13 protein-coding genes are annotated in these 14,180 nt (G+C 65.9%); 2 read left to right on the top strand and 11 right to left on the bottom strand.

Features of this window, described 5'->3' with window-relative positions; translation table 11 throughout:
- Positions 1–29: 29 nt before the first annotated feature.
- From GFK26_RS32070 to GFK26_RS32050, 5 genes are all read right to left on the bottom strand, one after another.
- Entirely contained in the window at positions 30–842 is an 813-nt protein-coding gene (locus GFK26_RS32070) for an ATP-binding cassette domain-containing protein (RefSeq protein ID WP_153285524.1), read from the bottom strand.
- 8 nt (positions 843–850) lie between these two features.
- Entirely contained in the window at positions 851–1,843 is a 993-nt protein-coding gene (locus GFK26_RS32065; protein ID WP_153285523.1) for an ABC transporter ATP-binding protein, read from the bottom strand.
- A 6-nt stretch (positions 1,844–1,849) separates the two neighbouring features.
- Entirely contained in the window at positions 1,850–2,734 is an 885-nt protein-coding gene (locus tag GFK26_RS32060; RefSeq protein ID WP_153285522.1) for an ABC transporter permease, read from the bottom strand.
- Positions 2,731–3,681, bottom strand: coding sequence for an ABC transporter permease (locus tag GFK26_RS32055; RefSeq protein ID WP_153285521.1), 951 nt, complete (start codon positions 3,679–3,681; stop codon positions 2,731–2,733). The genes GFK26_RS32060 and GFK26_RS32055 overlap by 4 nt, the downstream gene beginning before the upstream one ends.
- A gap of 182 nt (positions 3,682–3,863) precedes the next feature.
- A complete protein-coding gene (locus tag GFK26_RS32050) occupies positions 3,864–4,955 on the bottom strand; it encodes a tartrate dehydrogenase (RefSeq protein ID WP_153285520.1) in 1,092 nt (363 codons plus the stop codon).
- Positions 4,956–5,227: 272 nt separating this feature from the next.
- Between GFK26_RS32050 and GFK26_RS32045 the strand changes: the two genes are divergently transcribed.
- A complete protein-coding gene (locus tag GFK26_RS32045; protein WP_153285519.1) occupies positions 5,228–6,085 on the top strand; it encodes an aldo/keto reductase in 858 nt (285 codons plus the stop codon).
- Between the two features lie 5 nt (positions 6,086–6,090).
- Here the strand turns inward: GFK26_RS32045 and GFK26_RS32040 are convergent, their stop codons facing one another.
- From GFK26_RS32040 to GFK26_RS32030, 3 genes are all read right to left on the bottom strand, one after another.
- Positions 6,091–7,581 carry a nucleobase:cation symporter-2 family protein gene (locus GFK26_RS32040; protein WP_153285518.1) on the bottom strand — a complete coding sequence of 497 codons (1,491 nt, stop codon included), beginning with the start codon at positions 7,579–7,581 and terminating at the stop codon, positions 6,091–6,093.
- A gap of 126 nt (positions 7,582–7,707) precedes the next feature.
- Complete coding sequence (locus GFK26_RS32035; protein WP_153285517.1) at positions 7,708–8,964, bottom strand: alpha/beta hydrolase family protein; 1,257 nt, start codon at positions 8,962–8,964, stop codon at positions 7,708–7,710.
- A 16-nt stretch (positions 8,965–8,980) separates the two neighbouring features.
- The gene (locus tag GFK26_RS32030; RefSeq protein ID WP_153285516.1) at positions 8,981–10,039 is read right to left on the bottom strand and encodes an SDR family oxidoreductase; all 1,059 of its coding nucleotides are present in this window, start codon (positions 10,037–10,039) and stop codon (positions 8,981–8,983) included.
- Between the two features lie 62 nt (positions 10,040–10,101).
- Between GFK26_RS32030 and GFK26_RS32025 the strand changes: the two genes are divergently transcribed.
- Entirely contained in the window at positions 10,102–10,893 is a 792-nt protein-coding gene (locus tag GFK26_RS32025) for a TetR/AcrR family transcriptional regulator (RefSeq protein WP_228121828.1), read from the top strand.
- A gap of 18 nt (positions 10,894–10,911) precedes the next feature.
- On the opposite strand, the gene GFK26_RS32020 is transcribed toward GFK26_RS32025, so the two are convergent.
- From GFK26_RS32020 to GFK26_RS32010, 3 genes are read right to left on the bottom strand one after another with little or no spacing between them, the layout of a single operon-like run.
- The gene (locus tag GFK26_RS32020) at positions 10,912–11,670 is read right to left on the bottom strand and encodes a GntR family transcriptional regulator (RefSeq protein WP_153285515.1); all 759 of its coding nucleotides are present in this window, start codon (positions 11,668–11,670) and stop codon (positions 10,912–10,914) included.
- A 14-nt stretch (positions 11,671–11,684) separates the two neighbouring features.
- Positions 11,685–12,422 (bottom strand): aspartate/glutamate racemase family protein, encoded by a 738-nt coding sequence (locus tag GFK26_RS32015; RefSeq protein ID WP_153285514.1) that lies wholly within the window; start codon positions 12,420–12,422, stop codon positions 11,685–11,687.
- A gap of 27 nt (positions 12,423–12,449) precedes the next feature.
- Entirely contained in the window at positions 12,450–13,943 is a 1,494-nt protein-coding gene (locus GFK26_RS32010; RefSeq protein ID WP_153285513.1) for an NCS1 family nucleobase:cation symporter-1, read from the bottom strand.
- Positions 13,944–14,180: the final 237 nt, after the last annotated feature.

The following is a 14,180-nucleotide window of genomic DNA, read 5'->3' as shown; positions in this document are numbered from 1 at the left end:
GCAGGGCGACCGGTTCGGACCGATCGGGCCTATCGGGACGGCGTGTGCAGCACGGCCGACAGCAAGGTGCGTGTGTATGGGTGTTGTGCGTGGGCAAAAAGTTCGGCGGGCTGGCCGCGTTCCACGATCTGGCCCTTGAACACCACGCACACGTCGTTGCACAGGTGGTTGACTACCGCGAGGTCGTGGCTGATGAGCAGGTAGCTGATGCCGAACTGCTGCTGCAGGTCCTGCATGAGGTTGAGCACCTGGGCCTGCACGGACACGTCGAGCGCGCTCACGGGCTCGTCGGCGACGATGAGCTTGGGGCGCGTGATGAGGGCGCGTGCGATCGCGATGCGCTGGCGCTGGCCGCCGGAGAACTCGTGCGGGTACTTGTCGAGGTCGGTGGTGCGCAGGCCGACGGCGGCGAGCGCTTCGGCGGCGCGTTCGCGTTGCTCGGCGCGGCTTGATTGGGCCAGCGCTTCGAGCGGCTCGGCAACGATGCGCGCGACGGTCTGGCGCGGGTCGAGCGAACCGTACGGGTCTTGGAACACCATCTGGAAGTCGCGTCGTGCGGTGCGCAGGTCGGGCTTCGAGAGCGTGTGCAGGTTGCGGCCTTCGAGCGCGACGCTGCCCGAGGTCGGCGTGTCCAGCGCCATCACGAGGCGCGCGATGGTCGACTTGCCCGAGCCCGATTCACCGACGATGCCCAGGCTCTTGCCGGCCTGCACCTCGAAGCTCACGCCGTTGAGCGCCTTCACCGTGGGCGGCGGGCCGAAGAGCTTTTCGCGCGGCAATGCGTAGTGCCGCACGAGGTCGGTCACCTGCAGCAGCGGGGGAGAGGAAGACGTCGAAGTCATCGGGGTGCTCATGCGGCGGCCAATGTTGCGTGCGCGGCGACGGCGTCGAGATGCAGGCAGCTCACCGCATGGCCGTTGGGTTGGCGGACCACCGGCGGCTTCGTGGTGTGGCAGGCGTCGGTCGTGAAGTCGCAGCGGCCCGCGAAGCCGCAGCCGCGGGGAATGTCGACGAGCTCGGGCACGCTGCCGCGGATGGTGGGCAGGCGCCCCGCGCGCACGGCGCCGAGCGCGGGGCGCGCGGCGAACAGGCCGCGCGTGTAGGGGTGGGCGCGGTCGGCAAAGACCGCGTCGGTCGGGCCGCTTTCGACCGCACTGCCGCCGTACATCACGAGCATGCGCTGCACGCTGCTGGCGATCACGCCGAGGTCGTGCGAGATGAGGATCAGGGCCATGCCCATCTCCTTGACCAGGCTCTGGATCAGGTCGAGCACCTGCTTCTGGATCGTCACGTCGAGCGCGGTGGTGGGCTCGTCGGCGATCAGCAGGTCGGGCCCGCAGGCCAGTGCCATCGCGATGCCGATGCGTTGGCGCTGTCCACCGGAAAACTGGTGTGGATACGCGTCGAGGCGCGAGGCGGCGTCGGGGATGCCGACGCGGTCGAGCAGGTTCAATGCTTCCTTGCGCGCCTGCGCCTTGCTGAAGCCGCGGTGCAGCATGAGCGGCTCGCCGACCTGGCGCGCGATGGTGTGCACGGGGTTCAGTGCCGTCATCGGCTCCTGGAAGATCATGCCGATGCGGTTGCCGCGCAACTGGCACAGCTGCTTCTCGGGCAGGCCGACGAGTTCCTGGCCGTCGAGCTTGATGCTGCCCGTGACCTTGGCGGTGGAGGGCAGCAGGCCCATGAGCGACATCACGGTGATCGACTTGCCGCAGCCCGATTCGCCGACGATGCCCAGCGTTTCGCCGCGCTCCAGCGAGAAGGAAATGCCGCGCACGGCTTCGGCCGGCCCGCGTTGCGTCTGCAGGCCGATGTGGAGGTCGTTGACTTCGAGGAGGGGCATGGCGGTCTACCTTGCGCGTGCCAGGCGCGGATCGAGCAGGTCGCGCAGACCGTCGCCCAGCAGGTTGAGGCCGAGCACCGCAAAGGCGATGGCCATGCCCGGGAAGACGGCCAGCAGCGGCTGCTGGAACATGAGGGTCTGGGCTTCGCTGAGCATGCGGCCCCATGAGGGCTGGGGCGGCTGCGTGCCGAGGCCGAGATACGACAGCGCCGCTTCGGCCAGGATTGCGATGGCGAAGCGGATCGTGATCTGCACGATCAGCACGGCGGAGATGTTGGGCAGCACGTGCTGCATCGTGATCGCGAACGATCCCTTGCCGCAGGCGCGTGCGGCGGCTACGTACTCGCGCGACCAGATCGCGTTGGCCGAGGCGCGCGTGATGCGTGCAAACGTCGGGATGTTGTAGATGCCGATCGCGACGATCGCGTTGACGATGCCGGCGCCGAACACGGCGGTCATCATGATGGCCGAGAGGATGGCGGGGAAGGCGAGCGTGAAGTCCGAGAGCCGCATCACCGCCTCTTCGACCCAGCCGCGTCTCGCAGCAGCGAGCAGGCCCAGCGCGGTGCCGACCACGAGGCCGATGCCGACGGCGATCACGCCGACGAGGATGGACGCACGCGCACCCACGAGCAGCAGCGAGGCCACGTCGCGTCCGAAGGCATCGGTGCCGAGCCAGTGCGTGGCCGAGGGGCCCTGCATCTTGTTCGCCATGTCCATCGCGTAGGGCGACCAGGGCGTCCAGACGAAGGAGATCAAGGCAGCCAGCAACAGCAGCAGCGCGAACACGCCGCCGATGACGAAGCTGCGGTGCTTGATGGCGCGGCGCCAGAAGCCGGGCGCGAGGGGCGCGGCAGAAGCGGGCGCCACGGGAGAGAGGATGGCGCTCATATGTCGCTCGCCTTGATGCGCGGATCGATGACGGCATAGAGCACGTCGACCACGAAGTTCACGATGACCACCATGGCCGCGAGCAGCATCACGCAGTTGCGCACCACGATCAGGTCACGGTTGCTGATGGCCTGGAAGATCAACCGGCCCAGGCCCGGCAGGTAGAACACGTTCTCCACCACGATGGTGCCGGCCAGCAGCTCCGAGAACTGCATGCCCATGACGGTGATGACCGGGATCATCGCGTTACGCAGCACGTGGGTCCACAGCACCATGCGCTGCGAGACACCCTTGGCGCGCGCGGTGCGAACGAAGTCTTCACGCATCACCTCGAGCACCGCCGAGCGTGTGATGCGCGCGAGGATCGCCGCTTGCACCACGGCCAGCGACAAGGCCGGCAGCAGCAGCGATTTCAATCCCGCGAAGATGCCTTCGCCCCAGCCCTCGAAGCCGCCGGCGGAGAACCACTGCAGCTGCACCGAGAACACAAGGATCAGCAGGATCGCGAACCAGAAATTGGGAATGGCGATGCCGACCTGTGCCATGCCCATGAGGCCGACGTCGCCGAGCTTGTTGTGGCGGGCGGCGGCTGTCACGCCCACGAGCAATGCGATGACGACTGTCAGGCTCATCGCCATCACGGCCAGCGGCACGGTGAGGGCCAGGCGCTCGAGGATCAGGTCGATGACGGGCGAGCTGTAGGCGTAGCTGTCACCGAGGTTGCCGGTGAGCATGCCGGCGATCCAGTGCCAGTAGCGGGTCCACGCGGGCTGATCGAGGCCGAGCTTGGTGGCCAGGGCCGCGACGGCATCGGGCGAGGCGTCGGGGCCCATGAGCATCTGCGCTGCGTTGCCCGGGAGGATTTCGAGCACCAGGAACACGATGACGGATGCGCCGATCAGCGTGCCGAGGAGCGTCAGGGTGCGCTTGAGCAGGAAGAGGCCCATGGTTCAGTGGCTCCGGTTGGCGTTGCGGTTCAGGGCGCGTGCACAGGACACCGGGTACTTCCCTCCGCGAATGTCCCCCGGCCTGCGGCCTCCTCCTTTATTTCGCTGCGGGAAGCACCCAGTGCCCTGAGCACGGGGACGCAGCGCGTTTCGTCTAGCGCAAGGAGGAAGGCCGGGCGGCGTCATGCCGAAGCGATGCACTCGGCAATCGCGCGCCCCACGTCCACCGTGTTGGCGGTGCCGCCCATGTCGCGCGTGCGCGGACCTTCGCTCAGCACCGTCTCGATCGCCGAGATCACGGCGGCCGAGGCCTGTGCGTACACGGGGTCGTTGTCGCCCAGGTGGTCGAGCATGAGCGCGGCCGACCAGATCTGGCCGATGGGGTTGGCGATGCCCTTGCCTGCGATGTCGGGCGCCGAGCCGTGCACGGGTTCGAACAGCGAGGGGAACTTGCGTTCGGGGTTCAGGTTGGCGCTGGGCGCGATGCCGATGGTGCCGGTGCAGGCCGGGCCCAGGTCGGAGAGGATGTCGCCGAACAGGTTGGAGGCCACGACCACGTCGAACCAGTCGGGGTGCTGCACGAAGTGCGCGCACAGGATGTCGATGTGGTACTTGCTGGTGGCCACGTCGGGGTAGCGCGTGGCGATCTCGGCCAGGCGCTCGTCCCAGTAGGGCATGGTGATGGAGATGCCGTTCGACTTGGTGGCGGCCACCAGGTTCTTGCGCTTGCGGCGGTTGGCGAGCTGGAACGCGTAGTCGATGATGCGGTCGACGCCCACGCGGGTGAACACGGCCTCCTGGATCGCCATTTCGCGCGGCGTGCCTTCGAACAGGCGGCCGCCCACCGAGGTGTATTCGCCTTCGGTGTTCTCGCGCACGACGAGGAAGTCGATGTCGCCGGGCTTGCGGTGCGCCAGCGGGCCGGGCACGCCGGGCATCAGGCGCACGGGGCGCAGGTTGACGTACTGGTCGAAGTCGCGGCGGATCTTGATGAGCAGGCCCCACACGGCGATGTGGTCGGGCACCTTGGCGGGGTCGCCCACGGCGCCGAAGTAGATGGCGTCGTGGCCCTGGATCTTGTCGGCCCAGTCGGCCGGCATCATCAGGCCGGTGCGCACATAGTGGTCGGAGCCCCAGTCGAAATGGTCGTACGCGAAATCGATGCCGAAGCGCCGACCCACCGCCTCGAGCACCCGAAGGCCCTCGGGCATGACTTCGACGCCGATGCCGTCTCCGGGAATGACGGCAATCCTGTGCTTTTGCTTCTGCTGCATTGACTCAACCTGTTCCTGAACCGTTTCGATAAAAGCGCCGACGCTTGTGACACCGGGCCGTCAAAAAATTCTAGGAGCGGGTGGGGTGCGCGTGATGGGGGTTGGCACCCACGGGGTGTTGACAATATGCGAAGGCAAAAACGTCGAAACACGGCGGAAGATCAGCAGTTGGTGGTCATCAAACTGACTTGATCTTCGAAAAATTAGAAGGCCTCGGGGCGGAAAACCCGCGCCCGGCCACTCGCCGTGGGGGTCTGCGTACGATCGTGCCCATGCGAACACTTTCACTCCCCACAGGCGGCGAGATGCCGGTTCTCGGTCTCGGCACCTGGCGCATGGGCGAAGACGCCACCCGTCACGCGGCCGAGGTGGCCGCGGTGCGCGAGGCCATCGGCCTGGGCTACCGCCTGATCGACACGGCCGAGATGTACGGCGAGGGCGGCGCTGAAACGGTCGTCGGCCAGGCCGTGGCCGAGGCGCTGCGCGCGGGCGATGTGCGGCGCGACGAGCTCTTCGTCGTCAGCAAGGTCTACCCGCACAACGCCAGCCGCCGCGGCACGGGCCAGGCCTGCGAGCGCAGCCTGGCGCGGCTGGGGCTGGAGCGTATCGACCTGTACCTTCTGCACTGGCGCGGCAACCACCCGCTGGCGCACACGGTCGAGGCCATGCACGAACTGGTGGCGGCCGGCCGCATCGGCCACTGGGGCGTGAGCAACTTCGACACCGACGACATGCAGGAGCTGGCGCAGGTCATCGGCGAAGGCCCGGCCTGCGCGGCCAACCAGGTGTACCTGTCGCTCGGCGAGCGCGGCCCCGAGTTCGACCTGCTGCCCTGGCAGCGCGAACGCGGCATACCGCTGATGGCTTACAGCCCGATCGACCAGGGCGCGCTGGCGGGCGACGAGGCGCTGGGTGCGCTGGCGGCGGAACTCGGCGTGAGCGCCGCGCAACTGGCGCTGGCCGCGGTCATCGCGCGGCCGGGCGTGGCGGCGATTCCGAAGGCGGTGCGCAGCGCGCACCTGAAAGAAAACAGGGCCGCCGCCGAGCTGCAGCTCGATGCGACGACCCTGGCGGCGCTGGACCGGATCTATCCGGTGCCCAAGCGCAAGACGCCGTTGGCGATGATCTAGTTCATTCAGTGCGCGTCGGCGTGCTTGGCCGCCGCGATCACCGCTTCTTCGTCGTGCTTCGCACCATTGAGGAATAGGTTCAGCAGCACGGCGGTAATCGACGCCAGCAGGATGCCCGACTCGATCAGCGAGTGAATGGCATGCGGCATCCACTGCTTGAAGTTGGGGGCGATCAGCGGAATCATGCCGACGCCGATGGCCACGGCGACGATCATGGCGTTGTGGCGGTTGGTCTTGAAGTCCACGCCCGACAGGATGCGGATGCCGGTGGCCGCGACCATGCCGAACATCACGAGGCCCGCGCCGCCGAGCACCACGGTGGGCAGCGACTCGATCAGCGCGGCCATCTTCGGCAGCAGGCCCAGCACGATCAGGATCACGCCGCCGGCCACGCAGACATAACGGCTCTTGATGCCGGTGACGGCCACGAGGCCGACGTTCTGCGAGAAGCTGGTGTACGGGAAGGTGTTGAAGATGCCGCCGATGAGCGTGCCCAGGCCGTCGGTGCGCAGGCCCTTGGCCAGGTCTTTCTGGCTGATCTTGCGGTCGGTCATTTCGCCGAGCGCGAGGAACATGCCGGTTGATTCGATCATCACGACGATCATGATGAGCGTCATCGTGAGGATGAGGATGGGGTCGAACAGCGGCATGCCGAAATGGAAGGGCAGCACGACGTCGACCCAGGCGGCCTTGCCGACCTTCTCGTAGGTCATGAGGCCGGTGATCGACGCCACCACCGCGCCGATCACGATGCCCAGCAGCACCGAGATGTTGGCGATGAAACCCTTGGCGTACTTCACGATCAGCAAGATCGACACGAGCACCAGCGCGGCCACGCCGAAGCCCGACAGGTCGGCGTACTTGGGGTTGGGCACGGTGGGCATGATCGCGAAGCCCTTGGGCACCGCAGGAATCGAGCTGCCTGGCGAGGTGACCTCGGCCAGCCACTTGGCGTACACCGGGTCGACCAGCGCGGGCGCCGTCGGGCCCACGGGATTGCCGAAGATCCAGTTGATGCCCACGCGCATCAGGCTGATGCCGATGACCGCGATGATCGTGCCCGTCACCACCGGCGGAAAGAACCGCAGCATGCGGCTCACCAGGGGCGCGATCAGTATCGAGATGACCCCCGCGCCGATGATGGCGCCGAACAGCAGCTGCGCGCCGTTCTGCCCGGGATTGGCGTTGGCGATGGCGACCATGGGGGCCACCGAAGCGAAGGTCACGCCCATCATCACGGGCAGCTTGATGCCGAACCACTGCGTGGCGCCCAGCGCCTGGATCAGCGTGGCGATGCCGCAGCAGAACAGGTCGGCCGAGATCAGCAGCGCGACCTCGTCGGGCGAGAGCTTGAGCGCACGGCCCACGATGAGCGGCACCGCGACGGCGCCTGCGTACATCACGAGCACATGCTGCAGGCCGAGGGCCGCGAGCTTGCCCGAAGGCAGGCGCTGGTCCACGGGATGGACGTTGCTGGAAAGGGAATCTGCCGTCATCGTTGTCTCCTGGCGCGGCGAGGGAACGGGAGCAGTGATGCGCGCCGGAGATCCGTCGCGCACACCAGTTGTGTACGCGAAACTGTATACAATTTATGCGGCAATCCAGATTCAGGTAAACCCGAATCAGTCTCCCATCTTCAGTCGCCGCATGAGCCAGTTCGCCGTGAACTCGAAGTGCTCGCTCATGTTCGATTCCGCCGTGTGGCCGTCTTCCCCGAAGACCAGTTGCGTCACGTTGAAGCCAAGCGCCGAAAGCGCGGCGGGCTCGTCTTTGGAGACGAGGTCTTCGAGCGCGCCGTTCACCATGAGGATGGGTTTGCGCAGCTGCACCGCGGTGGGGTTCTTCAACTGGCGTGAGAGCTGGAAGGCTTCGTAGTACGCGCACATCGCTTCGCGCGGCGTGGTCTGCGGATTCATGTTCGCGAACACGGTGTAGGGCGCGACGATCCAGGCCGGCGCCACCTTGCAATGCGCTTGTCCAAAGCTCACATCGCTGGGGCCGCCCACATTGACGACGGCTTTGTAGAAGTCGTTGCTCAGCCCGCCGAGCGTTCCCAGGTAGCCGCCCATGCTCCAGCCGTACACGGCCACCCGGCTCGTGTCCAGGTCGCTGCGGGTCTTGATGTACTCGGCCACGGCGTCGAACATCACGTGCGATTCCGGACGGAACGCCAGCGGGTTCTCGCCGGTGTCCGGGTTCTCCACGATGAAGGTGGCGAAGCCCCGACCCATGAAGTAATCACTGTGCCGGATCATCTCGGTCTTCAGGTTGTCGAGGCCACCCAGAATCACCAGCACCGGCAGCTTCTCGTTGCGGCCCGGCCGTGCGGGCGGCGCACGGAAGTAGCCGGTGAATTCTTTCGCGCCGGCCTTGAATGCGATGCGTTGCAGTGGCTTTCCCAGCAGCGCATGGGCGCGTTCGGTCGCCTGCAGATCGGGCGTGGGCACACGCTTGGGAAGCCGGTTCATCCGCAGGTAGAAAGCGGCTTTCTTGTATTCGGCCGATGCGGCGGCGTTGTTGGCTTGTGCTTCGAATGCGCGGGCGCGCTCCAGGTGCAGTTGGGCGGGCGTGTTGAACGTCGCCTGCCAGACCGCTTGCGACGGGCCGGTGTGTTCAGGCAGCGCTGCGGCGATGTCGTCGAAGGTGCTTGCTTCGATGCCGGCATCCTCGAGCCACCAGCAGATGTTGAATTTGAACGAAGGGTGCATGCGAGCGATGCCGTCCGGATACGCCGCTTGGCCCTTGTTGCAGAACTCGGCCATGCTGGGCGCGGCCTTGGCAGCAGGAAGGCTCCGGGCCGCGGAGGCTTGCGGCGCTGCTGCGATGCAAAGAACAGCGGCGAAGGCTGTCGAGAGTTTCAGGATCAATCTGTTTGTCATGGTCTTTTTTCTTCGTTCAGGATTCGGTTCGGGTCGTCACACCGGGCAGCCAGCCATTGCCGCGGTACCAGGCGAGCGTGTCGGCCACGGTCTGCTCGATCGGGCGAAACTTCAGTTGAAGCTTCTGTTCGCTCTTCGTGTGATTGAAATGGCTGCGTCCCGCCTCTTTGCGCATGAGCCGCACGGTGGCCAGGCTGAGCAAGATGGGCTTGCCGGTGGCCCGCGCATAGAGCTCCTGCACGGCCGCCAGCAGGTACAGGAGCGGAAAGGGCAGGTGGCGTGTCGGCGTACGGATGCCCGCGATCTTTCCGACCAGGGGCACCAGTTCCTGCATCGTCATGTGGCGACCGGCTGCCAGATAGCGCTCACCGCGCTGGCCGTGTTCCGCGGCCGAGATCTGCGCCTGTGCCACGTCGCGGGCATCGACAACGGAAAAGCTGCCGGGCACGAGCCCGGGTAGTTTGCCGAGCACCACATCGTTGACGAACTGTCCTGACGAGGTGGGACCGATGTCGGCCGGGCCCCACATCCATCCGGGCAGGACAAAGGTCGCATGCATGTCCGGGTGCGTGCCCAGAAAGGCCAGCACGACCTGGTCGGCCATGATCTTGCTGCGGTAGTAGTCGTCACTGGCATCCGCCAGGTCGCGCAGGCAGGTCTCGTCCATGGGCACGCCGGGTTCGCCGTTCAGCACCGCGATGGACGAGGTCTGCACGAAGCGCCGGATGCCGGCCGCGTGGGCCTGCTCGATGAGCTGCCGGGTGCCGTCCACATTGATGCGCTTGAGCTCTGCCCAGTGGCTGCCGCCCTTGAAGTTGTCCCGGAAGAACGCGGCGGTGTGGAACACCACGTCGCACCCTTGCAGCGCGCGGGAGAACGCGCGCACATCGGCCATGTCGCCCAGCACCAGCTCGACGCCCTTCATCCCCGCAAACTGCTGCTGTCCCTTGGCCTTCGAGCGAACAAGGGCCTTGACGAAGACGCCGCGCGCGACCAGTTCGCGCACGAGGTTGTTGCCGAGAAGGCCGGTCGCGCCGGTGACGAACGCGGTTCTCAAGGCCTTGGATTTTTCCATATCAATCGAATTTCAAAAATCAAACGAGTTTTGAATGTAGCGTTGCCATTCCTGAATATCAAGTGATATTTGAAAGTGACTTCCGGGCTGCGCGCCGAGCGGACGAAAGACAGCCAGCTGCTATCCAAAGTTCATGTGATATCTTTTCGGCCATGACCCCGACGACCGCCAAAACGCGCCTGACCCGCGAGGAAAGCAGGGCGCAGACGCGCGAGCGCCTGATCGAAACCGCGCAGCAGCTGTTTGTGTCGAACGGCTATGGGGGCGCGTCGATCCGCGACATCGCGGACAAGGCGGGCTACTCCCAAGGCGCCTTCTATTCGAACTTTTCGAGCAAGGAAGACGTCCTGCTGGAACTGCTGCGCCGGCACATGGAAGCGGAAGCACTGCAGCTTTTCAAGGCCATGGGCGACGAACGGCAAGCGCCCGAGCAGATGCTTGCCGAGCTGGAAGCCTGGGCTTCCACACTCAATCACGATGCCGACTGGTGCATGCTGTCCATCGAGCTTCAGCTGCATGCCAACCGCAGTCAAAGCTTCGCGCAGGAATACAAGAAGGTGTGGGACCGGCACCGGTCCGAAATCGGTGGCGTGATCGGCCAGTTGTTCCACAAGCTCGGACGCATGCTTCCCGCTGCACCGGAAGAACTGGCCGCAGCCTTCATGGCCCTGTCGCACGGGCTGGCATTGCAGCGCATGAGCACGCGCCCCGATCCCTCGGGGCGGCTGATCATGGTGTTCCTGCGTGGACTGATTGCAAGTGCGGACCGCCTGAAAGAGGTCGCTGTCGCACCGGAAGGCCCCGCTCCGCGCGCGCCCAAGAAGCGCCCGGCGAAAGCCAAGCCCAAACGTTGAGTCGAGGCAGGGGCCCTTTCAGGCCAGCAGCGCCTTCACCAGGTCGAGCTGGCGATCAGGCTTTTCGGTGCCCAGTTCGAGGCTCGCCTCGATGCGTTCGAGGTGCTCGATCATGCAGGTCGCGGCCGCTTCCACGTCGCCCTTGCGGCACAGGCGCAGGAAGTCGGAGTGCTCGTCGGACGAGCAGTGCGGGTCGTTCGACGAGTGATACAGCATCGCGATCAGCGAGCTGCGCGCGACCAGTTCGCGCACCATCTCGGCCAGCGTGTGGTTGCCCGTGGCCTCGGCCAGCGCCACGTGAAAGTCGCCCAGCAATTTCTCGCGCACCGTGCCCATCGTGCTCTGGCGCAGCGCCGCGCGTTCGAACTTGATGTGCTGCTCGAGCGTCTGGTAGTCGCGTGGCCGCGCATTGGCGATGAACAGGCGCACCACCTCGCGCTCGAGGATGCGGCGCACCGCGAACACCTCGCGCGCCTCGTCCACCGTGGGCTGGCAGACGAAGGCACCCTTGTCGGGAATCATCTCGATGAGCTTGTCCTTCGACAGCATCAGCAGCGCCGCGCGCACCTTGGTGCGGCTCACCGAATAGACGCGGCCCAGCGCCTCTTCGCGCAGCCAGGTGCCCGGCGGCAGGCGCTTCTCGACGATCGCGGTGGCGATGTCGTTGGCGATGCTTTCGATGGAACTGTTCTTGTCGGCCGGCGCCGTGCCGTTCTCGGCCGGTGCGGCAACGGGGGCGGCGGAGGAGGCGGATGGTTTGGAACTGGCGCGGGGCATCCGTCGATTGTGCTTCAGCGCGTCAGCGTGAAGCCTTCGAGTGCGCCAATGATGGGCTTGGGCAAAGGCTTTGCGAGTTCGCCGCGCTTGCTGGTGCGCAGCTTCAGCGCCACGAGCGATTCGATGAGCTTGGTGCCCGCGGCCACGCCGTCGATCACCGGCACGCCGAGCACCTGCTCGATGTGTTCGCACAGGTCGGCCATGCCGGCGCAGCCCAGCACGATGCAGTCGGCGCCGTCTTCTTCGAGCGCGCGCCGGCACTCGTCGACGATGCGTTCGCGGGCGTTGGAGCCGGGCTCTTCCAGCTCGAGCACCGGCAGCTCGCAGGCGCGCACGTTGGCGCAGAAGCGCTCCATGCCGTAGATCTCGGCCAGGTGCCAGGCCTGGCCCATGGTGCGGCCCAGCGTGGTCACCACGCTGAAGCGGCTGCCGATCATGCTGGCCAGGTGCATCGCCGCTTCGGCGATGCCGACCACGGGGCCGCGTGCGAGTTCGCGGGCGGCCTTCAGGCCCGGATCGCCGAAGCAGGCGATCACGTAGCCATCGATGCCGTCGCGCTCGCCCGCCGCGATCTCCTGCAGCAACCCCGGCACGGCCAGCGCCTCGTCGTAATGGCTCTCGATGGAGACCGGCCCCATGGCCGGGCTCACGGCCACGATCTCGGTGCCGGCGTGCGCCACCGCGCGGGCGCAGGCACCGATCTTCTCGGTCATGCGCCAGGTGGTGTTGGGGTTGATGATCTTGATGCGCACGGCGCGCTCCCTTCTTCAGTCAGTGTTTCAAGTCTTGTGGTTGCGGTTCAGCAGCACGTAGAGCACGAAGCCCAGGGCCATGCCGATGAACCACGCGTAGTTGGCGGCGCCGCGCAGCGTCGGCACCATCACGCACAGGATGGGCACGAGCGCCGAGGGCACCAGCGCCTGGATCGCCTTCGGGTTGTAGCCGCCGCTGTACCAGTACTTGCCCTGCTTGCTCATGGTGTAGAGCGAGTCGACGTCGATCTGCTGCTTGCGCACGATGTAGTAGTCGGCAATGAGGATGCCGAACAGCGGCCCGATGAACGAGCCCAGCACGTCGAGCGTGTAGTGAATGACCTCGGGGCTGTTGTAAAGGTTCCAGGGCGTGAGAAACACCGAGCCCACCGCGGCGATCATGCCGCCCGTGCGCCAGCTGATGTGCTGCGGCGCCACGTTCGAGAAGTCGAAGGCCGGCGACACGAAGTTGGCCACGATGTTGATGCCGATGGTCGCGATCATGAAGGTCAGCGCGCCCAGCACGACGGCGGTGGTGCTGTCGATCTTGCCCACGGTGTGCACCGGGTCGGTGATCAGTTCACCGAAAACGGGCAGCGTGGCGGCGGTGGTGATCACCGTCAGCAGCGAGAAGAACACGAAGTTGATCGGCAGGCCCCAGAAGTTGCCCTTCTTCACTGCGTCGAAGCTCTTGCCGTAGCGGGAGAAGTCGCCGAAGTTCAGCATCGGGCCGCTGAAGTAGCTCACCACCAGCGCAATGGCCGAGAGCATCACGGGCAGCGCGTCCCAGCCCTGGAACTTGATGCCGCCCAGGTTCAGGTCGATGTTTTGCCAGCCGGCCTTCCACACCAGCCAGCCGCACAGCACCGCCATCACCACGTACACCGCCGGGCCGGCCCAGTCGATGAACTTGCGAATGGCTTCCATGCCGTGCCAGAACACGAAGGCCTGCAGCACCCACATGACCATGAACGCCACCCAGCCCAGGGCCGAGAGGCCGACGAAGCCGTGCTGCGCGACGTCGGCATACGGCGCCAGGCTCGGCGCCATGTGCAGCGCCAGCACCATGAAGGCCGCCGACGCCAGGTACGTCTGCACGCCGTACCAGGCCACCGCGATCAGCCCGCGGATGATGGCCGGGATGTTGGCGCCCAGCACGCCGAACGAGGCGCGGCACACCACGGGGTAGGGCACGCCCGTCACCTGGCTGGGCTTGGCCACCAGGTTGCAGAAGAACTGCACGATCACGATGCCCACCAGCAGCGACACCAGCACCTGCCAGCTCGACAGGCCCAGCGCGAACAGGCTGCCGGCCGTGATGTAGCCGCCCACGCTGTGCACGTCGGACATCCAGAACGCAAAGATGTTGTATTGGCCCCAGGTCTGCTTCTTGAGCGGCGCGAGGTCCTCGTTGGTCAGGCGCGGGTCGTAGCCCGGCTTGATGAGGGCGTTCGATTCCGCGTGCGGCGCGATGCCGGCTTCGCTGGCCCCGGCGGGGGCATGGCTGGCGACTGTGCTCATGGTCTTTCCTCGGTCATGGTTGGGATGAGGGACTTTTTGACGCAAATTTCGCGCCGTCTTTATGGGTGCGTTATTTGTATACAAAAATTGAACCCAATCAAGACCATGCGACGAATCATATATCCGTAGATTCCCTGATGCATGCGGCGCAACGGTGGTGGCCGGGCGACCCCCACGGAAGAACTAAACCATTACAATTGCGAACGGTTCGCATTTCAGTCGTTCCAAGCCCGCTTT

Source organism: Variovorax paradoxus, from assembly GCF_009498455.1.
GTDB classification, from domain to species: Bacteria; Pseudomonadota; Gammaproteobacteria; order Burkholderiales; family Burkholderiaceae_C; genus Variovorax; species Variovorax paradoxus_H.
The sequence above is the reverse complement of the archived record's forward strand: the minus strand, read 5'-3'. Positions and strand labels throughout refer to the sequence as shown.

What these genes read in the sequence shown, in the direction of transcription:
- GFK26_RS32060 (WP_153285522.1), bottom strand. Translation starts at nt 2,734, where the DNA reads ATGAGCGCCATCCTCTCTCCCGTGGCGCCCGCTTCTGCCGCGCCCCTC.
- GFK26_RS32055 (WP_153285521.1), bottom strand. Translation starts at nt 3,681, where the DNA reads ATGGGCCTCTTCCTGCTCAAGCGCACCCTGACGCTCCTCGGCACGCTG.
- GFK26_RS32050 (WP_153285520.1), bottom strand. Translation starts at nt 4,955, where the DNA reads ATGCAGCAGAAGCAAAAGCACAGGATTGCCGTCATTCCCGGAGACGGC.
- GFK26_RS32020 (WP_153285515.1), bottom strand. Translation starts at nt 11,670, where the DNA reads ATGCCCCGCGCCAGTTCCAAACCATCCGCCTCCTCCGCCGCCCCCGTT.
- GFK26_RS32035 (WP_153285517.1), bottom strand. Translation starts at nt 8,964, where the DNA reads ATGACAAACAGATTGATCCTGAAACTCTCGACAGCCTTCGCCGCTGTT.
- GFK26_RS32045 (WP_153285519.1), top strand. Translation starts at nt 5,228, where the DNA reads ATGCGAACACTTTCACTCCCCACAGGCGGCGAGATGCCGGTTCTCGGT.
- GFK26_RS32010 (WP_153285513.1), bottom strand. Translation starts at nt 13,943, where the DNA reads ATGAGCACAGTCGCCAGCCATGCCCCCGCCGGGGCCAGCGAAGCCGGC.
- GFK26_RS32065 (WP_153285523.1), bottom strand. Translation starts at nt 1,843, where the DNA reads ATGCCCCTCCTCGAAGTCAACGACCTCCACATCGGCCTGCAGACGCAA.
- GFK26_RS32030 (WP_153285516.1), bottom strand. Translation starts at nt 10,039, where the DNA reads ATGGAAAAATCCAAGGCCTTGAGAACCGCGTTCGTCACCGGCGCGACC.
- GFK26_RS32040 (WP_153285518.1), bottom strand. Translation starts at nt 7,581, where the DNA reads ATGACGGCAGATTCCCTTTCCAGCAACGTCCATCCCGTGGACCAGCGC.
- GFK26_RS32070 (WP_153285524.1), bottom strand. Translation starts at nt 842, where the DNA reads ATGACTTCGACGTCTTCCTCTCCCCCGCTGCTGCAGGTGACCGACCTC.